This window comes from Siminovitchia jepli (assembly GCF_047228825.1).
Lineage (GTDB): Bacteria > Bacillota > Bacilli > Bacillales > Bacillaceae_C > Siminovitchia.
The window spans coordinates 20,730-37,739 of record NZ_JBFEGN010000036.1 but is presented as its reverse complement, the minus strand read 5'-3'; the positions used below and the strand labels follow the sequence as shown (position 1 = coordinate 37,739).

Annotated in this window: 16 protein-coding genes, 1 tRNA gene and 1 riboswitch; of the genes, 13 read left to right on the top strand and 4 right to left on the bottom strand. The window is 44.0% G+C overall.

Annotation, left to right across the window (positions count from 1 at the left end):
- Nucleotides 1-217: 217 nt before the first annotated feature.
- The 3 genes from AB1L08_RS12770 to AB1L08_RS12760 all read right to left on the bottom strand — a co-directional run bounded on the left by AB1L08_RS12770 (nucleotide 218) and on the right by AB1L08_RS12760 (nucleotide 6,198).
- Nucleotides 218-694 carry a glutathione peroxidase gene (locus AB1L08_RS12770; protein ID WP_413065045.1) on the bottom strand — a complete coding sequence of 159 codons (477 nt, stop codon included), beginning with the start codon at nucleotides 692-694 and terminating at the stop codon, nucleotides 218-220.
- Between the two features lie 305 nt (nucleotides 695-999).
- Nucleotides 1,000-3,519 carry an FIMAH domain-containing protein gene (locus tag AB1L08_RS12765; protein ID WP_413065044.1) on the bottom strand — a complete coding sequence of 840 codons (2,520 nt, stop codon included), beginning with the start codon at nucleotides 3,517-3,519 and terminating at the stop codon, nucleotides 1,000-1,002.
- A gap of 147 nt (nucleotides 3,520-3,666) precedes the next feature.
- Entirely contained in the window at nucleotides 3,667-6,198 is a 2,532-nt protein-coding gene (locus AB1L08_RS12760) for an FIMAH domain-containing protein (protein ID WP_413065043.1), read from the bottom strand.
- A gap of 446 nt (nucleotides 6,199-6,644) precedes the next feature.
- Between AB1L08_RS12760 and AB1L08_RS12755 the strand changes: the two genes are divergently transcribed.
- From AB1L08_RS12755 to tsaD, 5 genes are all read left to right on the top strand, one after another.
- Nucleotides 6,645-6,718, top strand: a tRNA-Met gene (locus AB1L08_RS12755).
- A gap of 83 nt (nucleotides 6,719-6,801) precedes the next feature.
- A complete protein-coding gene (gene tsaE, locus AB1L08_RS12750; RefSeq protein WP_413065042.1) occupies nucleotides 6,802-7,275 on the top strand; it encodes a tRNA (adenosine(37)-N6)-threonylcarbamoyltransferase complex ATPase subunit type 1 TsaE in 474 nt (157 codons plus the stop codon).
- Nucleotides 7,256-7,954 (top strand): tRNA (adenosine(37)-N6)-threonylcarbamoyltransferase complex dimerization subunit type 1 TsaB, encoded by a 699-nt coding sequence (gene tsaB / locus AB1L08_RS12745; protein WP_413065041.1) that lies wholly within the window; start codon nucleotides 7,256-7,258, stop codon nucleotides 7,952-7,954. Before tsaE ends, tsaB begins: the two co-directional genes overlap by 20 nt.
- A complete protein-coding gene (gene rimI / locus AB1L08_RS12740) occupies nucleotides 7,954-8,424 on the top strand; it encodes a ribosomal protein S18-alanine N-acetyltransferase (RefSeq protein ID WP_413065046.1) in 471 nt (156 codons plus the stop codon). The genes tsaB and rimI overlap by 1 nt, the downstream gene beginning before the upstream one ends.
- The gene (tsaD, locus tag AB1L08_RS12735) at nucleotides 8,421-9,440 is read left to right on the top strand and encodes a tRNA (adenosine(37)-N6)-threonylcarbamoyltransferase complex transferase subunit TsaD (protein ID WP_413065040.1); all 1,020 of its coding nucleotides are present in this window, start codon (nucleotides 8,421-8,423) and stop codon (nucleotides 9,438-9,440) included. The genes rimI and tsaD overlap by 4 nt, the downstream gene beginning before the upstream one ends.
- Before the next feature lie 223 nt (nucleotides 9,441-9,663).
- On the opposite strand, the gene AB1L08_RS12730 is transcribed toward tsaD, so the two are convergent.
- Nucleotides 9,664-11,592 carry an ABC-F family ATP-binding cassette domain-containing protein gene (locus tag AB1L08_RS12730; protein WP_413065039.1) on the bottom strand — a complete coding sequence of 643 codons (1,929 nt, stop codon included), beginning with the start codon at nucleotides 11,590-11,592 and terminating at the stop codon, nucleotides 9,664-9,666.
- A gap of 124 nt (nucleotides 11,593-11,716) precedes the next feature.
- Here AB1L08_RS12730 and moaC point away from each other — a divergent pair, with 124 nt between their 5' ends.
- The 8 genes from moaC to AB1L08_RS12690 all read left to right on the top strand — a co-directional run bounded on the left by moaC (nucleotide 11,717) and on the right by AB1L08_RS12690 (nucleotide 17,008).
- Nucleotides 11,717-12,211, top strand: a complete 495-nt coding sequence (gene moaC / locus AB1L08_RS12725; RefSeq protein ID WP_413065038.1) for a cyclic pyranopterin monophosphate synthase MoaC — start codon at nucleotides 11,717-11,719, stop codon at nucleotides 12,209-12,211.
- Between the two features lie 81 nt (nucleotides 12,212-12,292).
- Nucleotides 12,293-12,955 carry a redox-sensing transcriptional repressor Rex gene (locus AB1L08_RS12720; protein WP_413065037.1) on the top strand — a complete coding sequence of 221 codons (663 nt, stop codon included), beginning with the start codon at nucleotides 12,293-12,295 and terminating at the stop codon, nucleotides 12,953-12,955.
- 63 nt (nucleotides 12,956-13,018) lie between these two features.
- Nucleotides 13,019-13,198 carry a twin-arginine translocase TatA/TatE family subunit gene (locus AB1L08_RS12715; protein ID WP_413065036.1) on the top strand — a complete coding sequence of 60 codons (180 nt, stop codon included), beginning with the start codon at nucleotides 13,019-13,021 and terminating at the stop codon, nucleotides 13,196-13,198.
- A gap of 15 nt (nucleotides 13,199-13,213) precedes the next feature.
- A complete protein-coding gene (gene tatC, locus AB1L08_RS12710; RefSeq protein WP_413065035.1) occupies nucleotides 13,214-13,972 on the top strand; it encodes a twin-arginine translocase subunit TatC in 759 nt (252 codons plus the stop codon).
- 149 nt (nucleotides 13,973-14,121) lie between these two features.
- A riboswitch (SAM riboswitch) is annotated at nucleotides 14,122-14,227 on the top strand.
- A 70-nt stretch (nucleotides 14,228-14,297) separates the two neighbouring features.
- On the top strand, nucleotides 14,298-14,462 hold the full coding sequence (locus AB1L08_RS12705; RefSeq protein WP_413065034.1) for a YezD family protein: 165 nt from the start codon (nucleotides 14,298-14,300) through the stop codon (nucleotides 14,460-14,462).
- 111 nt (nucleotides 14,463-14,573) lie between these two features.
- The gene (locus AB1L08_RS12700) at nucleotides 14,574-15,605 is read left to right on the top strand and encodes an MsnO8 family LLM class oxidoreductase (protein WP_413065033.1); all 1,032 of its coding nucleotides are present in this window, start codon (nucleotides 14,574-14,576) and stop codon (nucleotides 15,603-15,605) included.
- A gap of 44 nt (nucleotides 15,606-15,649) precedes the next feature.
- Nucleotides 15,650-16,168, top strand: a complete 519-nt coding sequence (locus tag AB1L08_RS12695) for a GNAT family N-acetyltransferase (RefSeq protein ID WP_413065032.1) — start codon at nucleotides 15,650-15,652, stop codon at nucleotides 16,166-16,168.
- 21 nt (nucleotides 16,169-16,189) lie between these two features.
- Entirely contained in the window at nucleotides 16,190-17,008 is an 819-nt protein-coding gene (locus AB1L08_RS12690; protein ID WP_413065031.1) for a MetQ/NlpA family ABC transporter substrate-binding protein, read from the top strand.
- Nucleotides 17,009-17,010: the final 2 nt, after the last annotated feature.

The window sequence follows — 17,010 nt, the reverse complement described above, 5'->3', positions numbered from 1 at the left end:
AGTGAGGGGTTTCCCCTTGCGAGAGCAGGACGTTGCCGGGCAAACAAAAACATAGAGCATAAGGCTCTATGTTTTTTATTTTCACCCACTTTAATAGGCAGTAAGACCCCCACCCCCAAAATCAACTGCCAGTTAAAGCCCGATTGGTTCAGGTCGGCAGGATGCCGATCACATGACCCACATCCTGTAGCCCTCCCCCACTGATTGAAGTCTTACTTTATAATAATTTCTTTAAATCATCCTCTATTTTCAATGGATCTGTTGTTGGGGCATAGCGTTCAACTACATTGCCATTGCGGTCCACAAGAAATTTTGTGAAATTCCACTTGATGTTCTTCATTAAGAGTCCTGTTTTCTGTTCTTTTAGAAAAGTAAACAGGGGATCAGCATTATCTCCATTTACATCGATTTTTGCGAAAATCGGAAAAGACACTCCATAGTTGACTTGACAAAATTCAGTTGTTTCTTCAATATTATCAAATTCCTGGTTATTGAATTGATCACAAGGAAAACCGAGGATTTCCAAACCATTGTCTTTGTACTTTTCATAGAGTTCCTGCAACCCTTTGAACTGTGGTGTCAATCCACATTTGCTTGCGGTGTTCACAATAATTAGCGGTTTGCCTTCGTAATCTTTCAGGGATTTCAAATCACCATTTGTCTTTTTCACTTCAAAATCATAAACAGTTGTCATTATGACGCCTCCTGATTACCGCAGTTTAAATCTTGTATGATTTAATCTTAAACGATTTAAATGGAGTATGAAACAAATAGGCCTTTTCCAAAGCAATTCGTGATCAGGATAGAAGTAGTGTCTATTTCGGTTATAAGGTTACTTTATACCATTTGCCATTAAAGTACCTGGATTCTGTAAGTTTCAGCAGGAGTCCAATTTAATTCTGACCGGGACCGCCAAAAGCCCCTAACCCACGGCTGTTCTGAAGGCATCGACTCCTTTTTAAAAACATCCTGACTTTATGAAACACCTATACTATTAGACTATTCCCATTTGGCGATTAAAGCATCCGTGTCAGCTTTCAGGAAATGATACGCCTTTTCAGAAATTGATCCATTTGCTTTTTGCTGTTCAAGGAGCACTTTAAAGCCTTCCATATGTTTGCTTGCTTTTTCGGCTTGTTCTTTTTCCTCATAAAGGCTTACGGCAGTTAAGTGGGTTGTCAAGGCGCGGACATCACGGTCGCTTTTAAACGCTCCCTCTTTTGCATAGCGCTCCACACGTGCTTTCGTTCCAGCAGCCGTTGTTAAAATGGATTTCTCTTCAGGGTAAATTGCGTTTGACAGCAATCTGAATAAATATTCCGGATGTGCCCTGAATCCCGCTTCCAAACCGATTAGCGAAACGCCTGGATAAGCACCTTGAATGATGGCTGGTTGGCCTTGAACGACTTGAGGGTTTTTCCAAAATCCGGCTTTAAACACATCTTTATCAGCGTAAGAAGCTGCCACTCTATCAGTTTCGACATTCGTATACCAGGCCGGGTTGTAGACAAAGCCGATATCGTCCGTTCCATATCCGTTCGTCAGTGAAGTATCTTTATAATTTACGCTGACGATCCCGTTGTTGTTTGTCCCGCCCCGATTGACTGTGGCTTCCGTCAATTCGAGTACAGCGGCATTCGCTGAAGCATTTGCTCCAACCGCAATATACTTCCCGCCATTGGCTGCAAATTCATGGATTGTTTCTTTATAGGCATCTGTCCTGACAATGCCATTGCCATTGGCGATCAGCACATCATAGCCATCTAATCCATTCGCTGCGATATCCTGGGCCCTTAATTCTGTCACCTCAAATCCAAGTTGTATTAACGCTGTGCGGACACCATGCTGCCCGCCATCATTTAAAACAGCGATATTCACGTTCTCAATTAATTTGGCATTCTCAGGCATGGATTTTGTTTGCAAAGAAATGCCTGATTCTTTTACGGCATTCTGCAAGGCATCCCCATTTTTGTCTACATAGAAATTTCCGTTTTTGCCTTTATAAACAGGTACATTATTTTTTAACAATTCGTTAACGAGCGCAACGGCTCCCGCTGAGCTGTTCGTAATTTCATATGGACCCTTACCGATTAATTCGCCTTCTGCTTCCGCTTTATCCAATGATGTCACCGGGACATTGATGGCGGATTGGACAGGAATTGCATCAAATCCCCATAATTTAGGCAGACTCCAAGCGGAAATGTCATACATGGCATTTACCTGATCACTAATATCATCACCATCATATAAAAGTGTGTTCGCCAATCCTGCTCTTGCTTGATTCATTTTCACAATATACGTTCCTTTATCGTACTCTTTCCCATCAACTGTAAACGGCTTAGTGGCTTCTTCTACTTTGATGCCATATTTAAGAAATTGGTTCACAGCTTTTACGGTTTGAGAAGCATCTGTTTTGTTTACCGGTAAAATGTACGCTTTCGGAAAATATCCAGGCTTGTGATCGGGGTGGTCAAATTCGACACCGCGCCTGAATACTTCAATTTGATCTTTAAGCATTTCCACTTTGTTTTCAGTGGCAAATGTTAATGCACCCATGACGGCATGGTAATGCCATTTCACTCCATCACTCGTTTTGTTCGGTGTTTCCAGCGTTGAGACATATGATCCATGATACATTCCGTGACCCGGTGCAAAAATCGGCGGATAATCGTCCCATCCATCTACCGCATCGCGATACGGAATATGGGCTCCTTCCATATTTCGGTACAAGTCCGTTTCGAACTCATCCTTGTTGGCAACGAGTTCGGCTTCCATCGCTTCAGCTTGAGGCAGAGCCCATTTGATGTATAAATTGTGTTCGGTATTCGGATTATGGGGACCTGTTGTCGGTTCTATCAGACCGGGCGTTTTTTGATTCCTTATTACAAAGCCGTGTAAATCCAAAAAGACCATCGGAACCCACTTGACCATCAAATCAACAGTTGCGCTTGATTCCGGTTGAGAGAGTGTAGCGAAATCACGGTTTACATCAAATCCATTGCCATTTGCCCGTGTTCCTAAAATTCTCCCATCCGGGTTTTGCACGACATTAAAGATCAATATGTTGTTTTCGAGGATCTGCATCGTTTCTTCATCGGTATCGTACGCAAACCGGTCAATGAGCTGCAATATTGTATCAACCCCGGGTTCTTCGTTACCGTGAATGGATCCATTGATGAGGATCGGAGCCTTGATATCGGGGTTTTCGTCAACAAATTCTTTAGCCTTCTCCGGATTTTCAACCATCATTTCCCGTAACACTTTCGATTTTGCGATATCCTCTTCAGACTCAGCAATAACAACACCATAAAGATCGTGGCCTAACGCCGATTGCCCGATGACTTCAAGCGATACCCGTTCACTCTCTTTTTCATGTTGCTGCAATATTGGCAAAATTTCCTCATATGGTGTCGGTACGTAAGGGGTTTGGGCCAGAACGGTCCCCGATATGGGCATCATAATGGTTAAAGCCATCATGAGTGCAATAAATGGGGCAAACAAGAACTGTTTTCTTCTCATGGTCTTCTCTCCTATTCCTTTTTTTCACCCGACCGATTTTAGAAAAAGCAATTTACCCCATGGCAAGTGTGGGCTGACTTGCCACAGGGCCTGGACATAGATAAAGTCTATTAATCTATGATTAGATTACCGTTGGTCCTATCTTGCCTATTGCCATTTGGTGATCAAAGCATCGGTGTCGGTTTTCAGGATGTTATACGCCTGATCAGAGATTGCCCCATTTTCTTTTTGCTGTTCAAGGAGTACTTTAAAGCCTTCCATATGTTTCTTTACTTTTTCAGCTTGTCCTTTTTCCTCGTAAAGACTTACGGCAGTCAAGTGGGTTGTCAGGGCGCGTGCGTCACGGTCGTTCTTGAATGCACCCTCTTTTGCATAGCGCTCCACACGTGACTTTGTTCCGGAAATTGTTGTCAATACGTCTTTTTTACCTGGGTAAATAGCGTTTGTTATGAGTCGATACAAGTATTCTGGATGCGCCCGGAATCCAACTTCCAGCCCGATTAACGTGACTCCGGGATTTGGGCCTTTGATCATGACCGGCTGTCCTTGTGCAACTTGCGAATTTTTCCAAAAACCGGCTTTGAAAAAGTTTTGATCGGCATAGGAAGCGATGACTCTATCAGCTTCTACATTGGTGTACCATGCCGGATTATAAACGAATCCTATGTCATTCGCACCGTACCCTGCCGTGAAGGTTGTATCTTTATAATTCACGTTAACGACACCATTATGATCCCGGCCGCTGGAACCGGCAGTCTTTACTGCAGCTTCAGTTAAACCGAGCCGGGCAGCCGTATTGGAAGCATTGGCTCCAATCGCAATATATTTTCCGCCATTTGAAATAAATGCTTGAATTTTTTGGCTGTACGAACCCGTTCCGCTTCCGGAGCCGTTCACAACGAGTACATCGTAGCCGTCCAATCCATTTGCGGCAATATCTTGAGCTCTAACTTCAGTGACCTGAAATCCAAGCTGCTTCAGTGCCGTGCGGGTGCCATGCTGGCCGCCATCATTTAATATGGCAACATTCACCTTTTCCAGCACTTTCGCATCTTTAGGGATTGCTTTCGTTTTTACAGTAATTCCTGATTGTTGTACTGCTTCATTCAAGACGTCGGCATTACTGTTCTCCACATAGAATTGGCCGTTACTTCCTTTGTAAACAGGCAAGTTGTTTTCCAACAACTTGTTGACTAGTGCGATGGCTGCTACTGAAGTATTTGGTATTTCATATGGGCCGTCACCTATTAATTCACCATTTAAGTTAATCTTTTCTACTTTATCGACAGGAACGGTAATGTTCGAATGGGCTGCAATTGCATCAAAACCCCATAAATCGGGTAAATTCCATGCCGAAATATCGTACATGGCGCCTGCTTGATCGCTAATATCTTCCCCATCCCACAGGAGCGTGTTCACCAGGCTGGCCTTCCCTTGATTCAATTTCACAATATAAGTACCTTTGTCGTATTGTTTTCCCTCAACAGTAAACGGCTCCTTGGCTTTCACCACTTCTACACTATGTTTGAGCAAGTGAGTGACTGCCTTTACCGTGGGAGTCGGATCTGTATCGTCAACAGGCAGAATGTAAGCTTTCGGGAAAAATCCCTCCTTGTGATTCGGGTGGTCAAATTCGACGCCTCTTCTCCAAATCTCAATCTGGTTTTCAGTCATTTTTATTTTATTGTCAGTAGCATATTTTAAAGCACCCATGACGGCATGATAGTGCCACTCGACACCATCGGCCGTATTGTTTGGTGTTTCAAGTGTATGACCGTAAACGCCATGGTGCATCGCGTATACCGGCGTAAAAATCGGCGGGTAATCATCCCAGCCGTCTTTGGCATCACGATACGGAATATGGGTTCCTTTCATATTTTTATATAAATCTGTTTCAAATTTTTCTTTATTCTCAACAAGCTCTTTTTCCATCGCTTCCGCCTGTGCCAAAGCAAATTCAATGAAAAGATCATATTCATAGTTTGGGTTGTGCGGAATGCTGCACGGTTCAATCAGGCCGGGGTAATCATTGGATCGCCTAACGAATCCATGCAAATCGAGATGAACCATCGGGTTCCATTCCGTAATCAAATCGACGTTGGCCATCGCTTCCGGTTGAGAGAGTGTTACATGATCACGGTTAATATCAAATCCGTTTCCATTTGCTCTTGTTCCCAAAATCCGCCCATCCGGGTTAACGACAACATTAAAAATAAGAATATTATTTTCAAGTATACGCATTGTCTCTTTGTCATTTTCATAGGCGAATCTTTCGATTAATTTCAGATTTGCATCAACACCAGGATATTCATTGCCATGGATAGATCCATTAATCAGGATTGGCACTTTAAAGTCCGGATTTTGTTTGATCCATTCTTTCGCTTTACCGGGATTTTGAATCATTGCTTTCCTCATCGCTTTGATCTGTTCCAGGTCATCCTCTGTTTCAGCAATGACGACTCCGTATAAATCATGTCCCAAGGCAGATTGTCCGATGACTTCTACCGAAACACGATCACTTTCTATTTCGTGCTGTTTTAGTATTGATTCTATTTCTTCGTATGGAGTCGGTTTGTAGGGGGTTTGGGCAAAGACAGTCTGGAAAATTGACGCCGGCATGACTGAAGTTACTGCAACGAAAAACGCGGCCACAAGGGTAAATAAAAGCTTCTTTTTCAATTGAATTTCAACTCCTATAGATTTTTAAAAAGAATACCTATCACCACGTTTGAATCAATGAAAGGAGCGAAACATAATCCGGCAGTTTTTTTACTGTTTTTTTACTCCAATATCCACATCCCCCCATAAAAACCGACTTTTTTCTGACAATTCTCTACCATAACGATTATAGCAATGTATTTAGAATATTTTAATGATTTCGATATAAAACGGTTCAAAAGAAATATCTTTTGATCTTTTCATTTTCGGGTACATAGGATGAAAGAATCAGGTACTTTCACCATCCGTGAAATATGGCCTACAGGAGAGTTAAGGGATTTATGTCATAATCGGGAATCAAATGTTGAAAACTTTGAGCTGAAAATTTACTGGATGTGAGATGCCCTTGCACACTTGCTTTTCTTTTTTTGATTCGTTATAATGATCAAGAAGCACCATTATATTGCCGCGGGATGGAGCAGTCTGGCAGCTCGTCGGGCTCATAACCCGAAGGTCGCAGGTTCAAATCCTGCTCCCGCAATCAACAAGTTCATTAAATATGTGTCAGCCTTAGGGGGTGTGCGTCCTAAGGTTTTTTTGTATAAACGATTGAGGGAGTTTAACATGGGAAATCATTTTGAAATCGTTGCAGCCCTTCCGGAAAAAACGTTTGCCATTGGCGAGAAGCTCGGGCGTCTTTTGGAAGCAGGGGACGTCATTTTACTTGAAGGCGGGCTCGGGGCAGGAAAAACGACTTTTACAAAAGGGTTGGCTGCAGGTCTTGGTGTCCGCAAAACGGTGAACAGCCCCACTTTTACCATCATCAAAGAGTATGAAGGAAGGCTTCCGCTGTATCATATGGACGTTTATCGTTTGGAGGATTCTTTTGAAGATCTCGGCTTTGACGAATATTTCGATGGTGATGGCGTAACCGTTGTGGAGTGGGCCCGTTTTATAAAAGAGCAGCTTCCGCAAGAAAGGCTGGCTGTTGAATTGCATCATTTGGATGGCCAAAACCGCAAGATTGTTTTTAAACCTTGCGGCAGCAGATATGAAGCTTTATGTAAGGAGTTTTTTCATGAAAATCCTGGCAATTGATACATCAAACGAAGTTTTGGGAATAGGCCTGGTAAGTGAGTCTAAAGTGATCGGGGAATATATTACGAACATAAAAAAGAACCATAGTGTACGCGTCATGCCGGCGATTCGGCACCTGCTGAAAGATTGCGATACAGAACCTGCTGAACTTGATAAAATCGTTGTAGCCAGGGGTCCGGGTTCTTATACCGGGGTGCGGATTGGTGTAACGATCGCCAAAACGATGGCCTGGAGCTTGGGCATACCTTTGGCGGGTGTATCCAGCCTGGCCGTGCTTGCAGCGGCAGGCAGATATTTTCAAGGATATATTTCACCGCTGTTTGATGCGAGACGGGGATTGATTTATACGGGGCTTTACCAATTCAAGGACGGCAAGCTCCAAATGATTATGGAGGACCGGAATATATTGGCCGCGGAGTGGGCGAACATTTTGAAAGAGCAAGCGGGACCGATTTTATTAAATGGGAACGACGTCCATCTTCATGAACAAACCTTTAAGTCCGTTCTCGAAGACCGGGCATTTTTCGCTCATGCCGGAGAATATAATCCAAGGCCTGGGCTTTTAGGGTTATTTGGAATGAATATGCCCAATGAAGATGTCCATTCATTTACTCCGAATTATATACGCCTAGTGGAAGCCGAAGCCAAATGGTTGGAGAGGCAGGGAAAGAAATCATGATGATAAATCGCAGCATGAGTGTCAGTCAAGATATTTCTTTTCGGTTGGCCTCACTCAAAGATATTGAAAAACTGGTCGAGATCGAGAGCCGGTCGTTTACGGCGCCCTGGCCCGAAGAGGCATTTTATAATGATATCGTTCATAATCGCTTTGCTTCTTACCTTTTTATTACGTGCGACGGGATTGAAGCAGGATATTGCGGAGTGTGGATTATTTTGGATGAGGCGCATATTACAAACATTGCCGTACTTCCCGAATATCGCGGAAAAAAACTGGGTGAACAGCTGCTTTTTAAAATAATGAATCTCGCCAAGGAAGCCGGCGCGAAAAAGATGACGCTCGAAGTGCGGGTAAGTAATGACATTGCCAAGTCCCTTTATAAAAAAATGGGATTTCAAGAAGGCGGCATCCGGAAAAAGTACTATACCGACAATCTGGAAGATGCGTTAGTAATGTGGGTGAATTTATGAAGCAGGAGAATTTAGTCATACTGGGCATTGAGACAAGCTGTGATGAAACGGCTGCTGCAGTCGTTCAAAATGGAAAAGAAATTTTATCCAATGTGGTCGCTTCCCAAATTGAAAGTCACCGCCGGTTTGGCGGCGTCGTTCCGGAACTGGCATCACGCCATCACGTTGAGCAAATTACCATCACCATTGAGGAAGCGATGAAGCAAGCGGAAGTTTCTTTTGAAGAGATTGATGCCGTGGCCGTAACGGAGGGTCCCGGGTTGGTTGGTGCGCTGCTCGTGGGCGTAAATGCTGCAAAGGCATTGGCTTTCAGCCGGAATATTCCGCTTGTAGGTGTTCATCATATTGCCGGCCACATTTATGCGAATCGCCTCATCACCGATTTTATGTTTCCTCTGTTATCGCTCGTGGTATCAGGCGGGCACACGGAAATCGTGTATATGGAAAAACACGGTTCGTTTAAAGTAATTGGGGAAACGCGGGACGACGCAGCCGGCGAAGCTTATGACAAAGTCGCACGGACTTTGAATTTGCCTTACCCAGGCGGCCCTCATATCGACAGGCTCGCCCAAGAGGGTTCGGCAAATATTGATCTCCCAAGGGCATGGCTGGATGAAGATTCCTATGATTTCAGTTTTAGCGGCCTGAAATCTGCGGTTATCAACACGCTCCACAATGCCGAACAGCGTGGGGAAAACATTTCCCCGGCAAATTTGGCGGCGAGTTTTCAAGAAAGCGTTGTGGAAGTTTTAACGAAAAAGACAGTCCGGGCTGCTAAGGAATTACGCGTAAAACAAGTGCTCCTGGCCGGAGGAGTGGCCGCAAACAAAGGGCTTCGGGAATCACTTGCATCCGCCTTTCGGCAAATGGATGGTGTTGATCTCGTCATTCCGCCTCTTTATTTATGCACAGACAATGCCGCCATGATTGCGGCGGCAGGAACCGTCTTATTTGAAGCCGGTAAAAGAGGGGCGCTTGATATGAATGCGCATCCTGGTTTGGACATTGAACAATAAGTGAAGACTCCGATTGGACGGAGTCTTTTTTTTTGTGGATAAAACGGCGAAGCACCTGTGGAAAAATAGGGATATGTGGATAAATCTCTGCGTGCAATGTGGATAATGTGAATAAGTTTGTTTATAACTGATATGGATACGTTTAAGATGTGGGCAAAATTGTGGGTAAAAAAAAATCCCGATGGGGGCGTCCACCGGGATAAACGAGTTTGATTATTTGCCTTCAGGATTCAGCAAGACTTTCCGAAAGCTCTGTCCATTCTTCCATCAGGCGATCCATTTCGGATTGAAGCTTTTCCATTTCCCGATGGATCTCAAGTGTCCGTTCGTGATCGTTGAACACGGCTGGATCCGTCAGCAATTCCTCTTTTCCACTTAAATCGGCTTCCAACCGGTCCACCAGCTCCTCAATTTCGGCAATGCGCCTTTTTTGCTGCCGTTCACGCTTTCTTGTTTCTTTGTCAAGCTCATACGAGCTCTTGCTATCTGCCTGTTTTGGTTTTGATTCTGGCTGATTGAGCTGTTTAAGCTCCGCTACTTCCGCCTTTTTATTAACATAGTAATCATAGTCGCCGAGAAATTCTTTTGTTCCTTCTGTGGACAACTCGACGACCTTTGTAGCAATCCTGTTAATAAAATAGCGGTCATGGGAAACGAATAAGATCGTTCCCGGGTAATCCACAAGGGCGTTTTCCAACACTTCTTTACTGTCCAAGTCCAAGTGGTTCGTCGGTTCATCAAGAATGAGGACATTCGCCTTTTCAAGCATCAAAATGGCGAGAGCCAGGCGTGCTTTTTCTCCTCCGCTCAATGAGGAAACGGTTTTTAATACATCATCCTGGGTAAATAAAAAATTGCCAAGGACCGATCTGACTTCTTTTTCATTAATCAGCGGATAGCGATCCCATAATTCTTGTAAAACGGTTCGATTGGATGACAGGCTGGCTTGTTCCTGGTCGTAATAACCGAATTGAACGTTTGCCCCATATTGAATTTCCCCGGACAGGAAGGGAATTTTTTTTATGATCGATTTTAACAATGTAGATTTGCCGATTCCGTTTGGACCGACAAGAGCAACGCTGTCGCCACGGGAAAGCCTTAAATTTATATGCGCAGCCAACGGCTGTCCCTCGTAGCCGATGCTTGCGCCCGAAACGGACAATACGTCATTCCCGCTTTGCTTCTTAATCAAAAATGAAAAAGAAGCGGATTTTTCGTCTCCCTCGGGACGGTCCATGATGTTCATTTTTTCCAATTGGCGGCGCCTGCTTTGTGCGCGTTTGGTCGTGGACGCCCGTGCCAGATTGCGCTGGATGAAATCCTGCAGTTTGGCAATTTCGCCTTGCTGTTTTTCATAAAGCTTCATTTCACGTTCATATCTCTCGGCTTTTTGCTCGAGATATTTGCTGTAGTTGCCGTGATAGACCGAAATTTCCGTTCGGGACAGCTCGTACACTTGTGTGACAATTTGATCGAGAAAATAGCGGTCATGGGAAACGATGAGAAGGGCCCCCGGATAATGTTGCAAATATTTTTCAAGCCAGGCCATCGTTTCGATATCGAGATGGTTTGTCGGCTCATCCAAAATGAGCAGGTCCGGCTTGGCCAACAACAATTTGGCAAGTGCCAGGCGCGTTTTTTGCCCGCCGCTAAGCCAGGCAATATTCGTATGATAGTCTTCTTCGTAAAATTGGAAGCCATGAAGGACAGACCGGATATCCGATTCATATTGATAGCCGCCGATTTCGTTAAACTGCTCCTGGAGCCCGTCGTATTCTTCCAGTAGCCGTTTATAGGTCCCTTCTTGTTCATAATTAGCAGGATCGGAAAGCCTTTGTTCGATTTGCCGCAGTTCATTTTCCATTGTCCGGACTTTCGTGAATACGGAAAGCATTTCTTCCCAAATCGTTAATTCTGATTCCAAGCCTGTATGCTGCTCCAAATACCCGATCGTCAAATCTTTCGGTTTAATGACCTGGCCGGAATCATGTGACAATTCTCCGGCGATGATTTTTAACAAGGTAGATTTCCCGGCGCCATTTCTTCCGACAAGGGCTGTCCGATCCCCTTCGCGGATTTCCAATTTTATATTTGAAAGGACCATATCAGCCCCAAAATACTTTGAAAGCTGCTGAACTTGAAGTAATAGCATATTTTCCACCCCTAATTATAGACAGTGTATCGTATGTTAACGATATTTGACAATCGGATTTTTTGCGCTGCAAAGACAGACAGTATACACGAAATAGTGTAGAATGATAAAGAGGTGTTTGGCCGTGGATAAATTAACGCACTTTAACAAGGAAGGCAGGGCAAAAATGGTGGATGTGAGCGGAAAACCGGAAACAGTCCGCACTGCTGTTGCCCGTTCGAGCATTGAAGTGAACGACCATATTTACGAACTGATTGCAAATCAGCAAGTAAAAAAAGGCGACGTCCTTGCGGTTGCGCAAGTAGCCGGGATTATGGCCGCGAAAAAAACATGGGAAATCATCCCGATGTGCCATCCGATCCCGATTAAAGGAATCAACTTTTCTTTCGATTGGAAGGAAGGATCTGAGAATAATAAAATCTTGGAAATAACTGCTGAAGTTAAGACAATCGGAAATACGGGAGTGGAGATGGAAGCATTGACCGCTGTTTCGGCAGCTGCTCTCACTGTTTACGATATGTGCAAGGCTGTGGATAAGGGAATGGTGATCGGACCAACTTTTTTAATGGAAAAAACGGGCGGAGTATCCAGTAAAGATTATCATCGTGAAACGGAATAAGGGTTTTTTCGTTTCTGTGCGTGGAACCCATGAAACTGAAGAATTGAAGTGCTTTTTCTTTCTTGGCATGGAGGATTGAATATGAATGAGGAAACATTAAAAATACCGCAGGCAACTGCAAAGCGGCTCCCGCTATACTACAGATTTTTGAAAAATTTACACGCATCAGGGAAGCAGCGCGTATCCTCGGCCGAATTGAGTGAAGCGGTGAAAGTCGATTCCGCTACCATTCGGCGGGACTTTTCTTATTTTGGCGCGCTTGGAAAAAAAGGATATGGGTATAATGTAAATTACTTGCTGTCATTTTTTCGCAAGACGCTTGACCAGGATGAGGTGACGAAAGTTGCGTTAATTGGTGTAGGAAATTTGGGAACGGCTTTTTTGAATTATAATTTCTTGAAAAACAACAATACAAAAATCGAAATGGCATTCGATGTCGACCAAAACAAAATCGGGAAAGAGATCAGAAATGTTCCGATTTATGATTTGGCTGAGCTTGAAGAGAGGTTGGGCAAAGAAGAAGTGGCCGTTGTTATATTGACTGTACCGGCAAGTGCCGCCCAGTCCATTACGGACCGGATTAAACATACGGGTGTGAAGGGGATACTGAATTTCACCCCTGCAAGGCTGAACGTACCGGAGTCAATCCGTGTCCATCATATTGATTTGGCGGTGGAACTGCAGTCACTCATTTACTTTTTGAAACATTATCCTCTTGATGACACGGAATTTTCACAACCATAAACGTTTTTTAATAGCTAAAAGGACGGGTTTCCATTAAAATAAAACTATAAGGAGGTGGCCGCAGTGAGTCCAGGTGCAGGAAGTATAATTTTGATTGGACTTGTCGCTTTATTGATCTTCGGGCCGAAGAAGTTGCCGGAACTTGGTAAGGCTGCGGGCAACACGTTGCGTGAATTTAAAAACGCGACGAAAGGTTTGGCGGAAGATGATGAAAAGGACAAGAAAAAAGACGGCGATCTTTGATAGGATGGACAAACTATGAGTCAAAAAGAAATGACGATCATCGATCATATAGAGGAATTGCGAAAACGGCTTGTCATTATAGTCGTTTTCTTTGTGTTGGCTGTCATCGTCAGCTTTTTTATATCACAGCCGCTTATCAAACTGCTCCAGCATGCAAGTGCTGCCCAGGACATTACGATGAATGCGTTCCGGGTAACGGATCCGTTTAAAGTATTTATGCAAATGACGTTTGTGCTGGCGTTTATTTTCACTTCCCCCGTCATCTTGTATCAATTGTGGGCCTTTATCAGTCCGGGGCTTTTGGAGAAGGAACGGAAGGCAACGCTCAGCTATATACCGGTCTCCGTTATGCTGTTTTTAGCAGGCGTCCTTTTTTCTTATTTTATTCTGTTTCCGTTTGTAATCCGGTTTATGCTTGGCTTATCAAGCAACATGGAAATCCAGACGACAATTGGCATTAATGAATATTTTCAGTTTCTTTTTCAAATAACCATTCCTTTCGGAATTTTGTTCCAACTTCCGGTCGTCGTTTTGTTTTTGACAAGGCTGGGTATTGTGACACCGATGTTTTTAGTGCGGGTGAGAAAATATGCCTACTTTATTTTGTTGGTGATCGCAGCGTTTATTACGCCTCCAGATTTAATTTCACATATGATGGTAACCGTGCCATTGCTCATTTTGTATGAAATCAGCATTTGGATTTCAAAAATCGGCTATAAAAAAATGCAGGCTGCCGAAGAGGAGCAGGATCTAGAAATCAATCATGAGCCATAAAAGCATCCAGGGTGCTTTTTTTTTGAATAAAAAACGCACTGAACTTATGGGTTTAGTTGTAAAAATGTAAAATTCATCCTTGACAGAAAATTTTTTGTGGGATAGGATATAAATACGCCAAAGCAGACGTACTCAACTGAATAATTGATTTCTTATCCAGAGAGGTGGAGGGACTGGCCCTTTGAAGCCTCGGCAACAGACCGTCCGGTACTGTGCCAATTCCAGCAGGCTTTTTGCAAGCCTGAAAGATAAGAAGAGAACAAAATGTTAAACCAAAACCTCTTCTTATTGTGTAAGAAGGGGTTTTTTTAATGGAGGGGTGGAAATGGCAAAGGTTGAAACAAATACAATTGAGGACATTGTTTCAGCGTTGAAAAAGATTGAATATGGTTCGTTGGTCATTACGGTACACGATGGAGAAATCACACAAATTGATGCGACTGAGAAAAAGCGGTACAAGGCAAAGGGGAAGCAGAGGAAAGCCCAATGATGAAAGCAGACAAATGAATATGGCGGCCGATTAGACAACTAAAGGCATCTTTCTCAATGATGATGAATGGGGAGGATGCTTTTTTTCATGAAAAGAGGAGGCAGAAAGTACATGAGTTTTAAGCTTGGAATTCTTGATCAAAGCCCGGTTTTTCCAGAGAAAACGGCATTTGATGCCTTGCAGGATACAATAAGGCTTGCCCAAAAAGCGGAACAATGGGGTTATGCCCGTTTCTGGGTGGCCGAACATCATCATATGGGGGACGTAGCGGGCTCATCACCCGAGGTGTTAATTTCACACTTACTCGCCAGGACAAACGCCATTCAGGTTGGATCGGGGGGCGTTATGCTCCAGCATTACAGCCCTTTTAAGGTCGCGGAAAATTTTCACGTTTTATCCACCCTTTCACCGGGACGGGTAGACCTTGGGGTTGGAAAGTCGCCCGGCGGACTGCCGCTTTCTACAAAAGCACTGCAGCACGGTACTCAACATGATGGAATCCATTTTGAAGAACGGCTTACTTTTTTAAAAAAGCTGTTGGATCATTCCGTGGAGGAAGCACATCCGCTCTCCGGAATCGAAGCGTTGCCAAAGCCGCCTGTAAAACCGGAAATTTTTCTGCTCGGCGGAAGTGCTTCAAGTGCCAGGCTTGCGGCGGAACTGGGCGTGCATTTTGTATTTGCGAAGTTTCTCGTAGGCAGTGAAGAATCATTGGCGCAAACTTCCCGTATTTACCGCAAGCTGTATCCGGAAGGCACTTTTATGGCAGCCGTTGCCGTTTTTGCGGCACCTTGCGAAAAAGAAGCAAAGCAGATCGCTGCTGAACACAGCCTTTACAAAATAACGATTGAAAGCGGCCGGACATTGACCGTGCAGTCCTATCAACAGGTGGAAGCTTTTAAGAAGCAGGCAGTGGAAGCTTTTGAAGTGGAGGAGCATAAAGCAGATATGATTGCAGGAACTCCCGAGCAAGTAAAGGGGGAATTGGAACGAATACATTATCAATACGAAGTCGATGAATTTATCCTTCATACACCAATCCGAAAAGAAGAGGAGCGGGTCCGGTCTTTTGAATTGCTTCGTCCAATAGCCGCCGGAAGAGCCAAGAGAGGCTTGGAACAGTCGATAAAAATTTTACCCTAAAACGTAGTATTCTGATGGGTAAAGTAATATAAAAGGAGGTCATCATGGCCCGATTATTCAATCAAACCATCACGATCAAGGAAATGGAGGAAAGCGAAAGGGAAGCCGTCCGAAAATTGTTGCTGGAATGTTATCGCCAATTCGAATCAGTATTTGAACCGGAAAGGTGGTCTGAATACGTGATGGAGCTGATCGCTTCCATTGATCATCCGGATAGAGAAATCCTGTTGATCGCAAAACAGGGGGAGGAAATTGTTGGCACCCTCCAATTATTTTCGTCATCGGAAAAAGCCTACAAAGATTGGGAAATACAAATTCAATCACCGATTATCCGCTTTTTGGGCGTTCACCCGCGGGCAAGGGGGCTTGGTGTGGGTACGGAACTTTTACGGTCTGCCATGTCATGTGTCAAAGAACTTGGCGCTTCAAGTGTGTTTTTGCATACGACCGATTCCATGGAGCAGGCCGTCAGGCTGTACGAACAATTTGGTTTTATCCGGGATCCTTGCCATGATATTCATAAAGAAAATCGCCGGATTAAATGCTACAGGTTTGATTTGTAATAAAAAAATGGGGGTTGAAAAATGAACTTCAAAAAAGGTTTCATCACATTAATGGCCGTTATGGGTTTGGGGTTGGTGGCGGGATGCGGAGCAGGAAAAGAAACGGCTGCCAAAAAAGAAAACGTTACATTGAAAATTGCGGCTTCCTCTACACCGCATGCAGAAATCTTGGAATATATCGCGCCGGAATTGGAAAAAGAAGGCGTGAAACTGGATATATCAATAGTCTCTGATGGCATTCAGACAAACCAGCAGACGGCGGATGGGGAACTGGATGCCAACTTCTTTCAACATACGCCATATTTGAATCAATTCAAGAAAGACAGCGGTTTGGATTTGGTTAATGTGCAAGGTGTTCATATTGAACCGTTCGGTGTTTATTCAAAAGCAATCGATTCCATTGATGAGCTATCCGATGGCGCCAAAGTGGCATTGCCGAAAGATCCTGTAAATTTTTCCCGGGCACTCGAGCTCTTTGCAGCCAACGGGATCATTGAGCTGGATGATGCGAAGTCGGGGGATTATATGCTTGAAGACATCGTGAAAAATGAAAAACAACTTACATTTATTCCCGTCGATTCAGCGGTATTGGTCCATTCGCTGGACGACGTGGAGGCAGCGGCGATCAACACGAATTACGCCTTGGAGGGAGGCCTTAAACCACTGGAAGATTCCTTGATAATTGAAGGAAATGAATCGCCTTACGTCAATATTTTAGTTTCCCGGAAGGATAACAAAAACGATGAAGCCATCCAAAAGCTGGCTAAAGCTTTGACAACCGAACAAGTGAAAGCGTTCATTTTGGAAAAATATAAAGGAGCTGTAGTACCTGCATTTTAAAA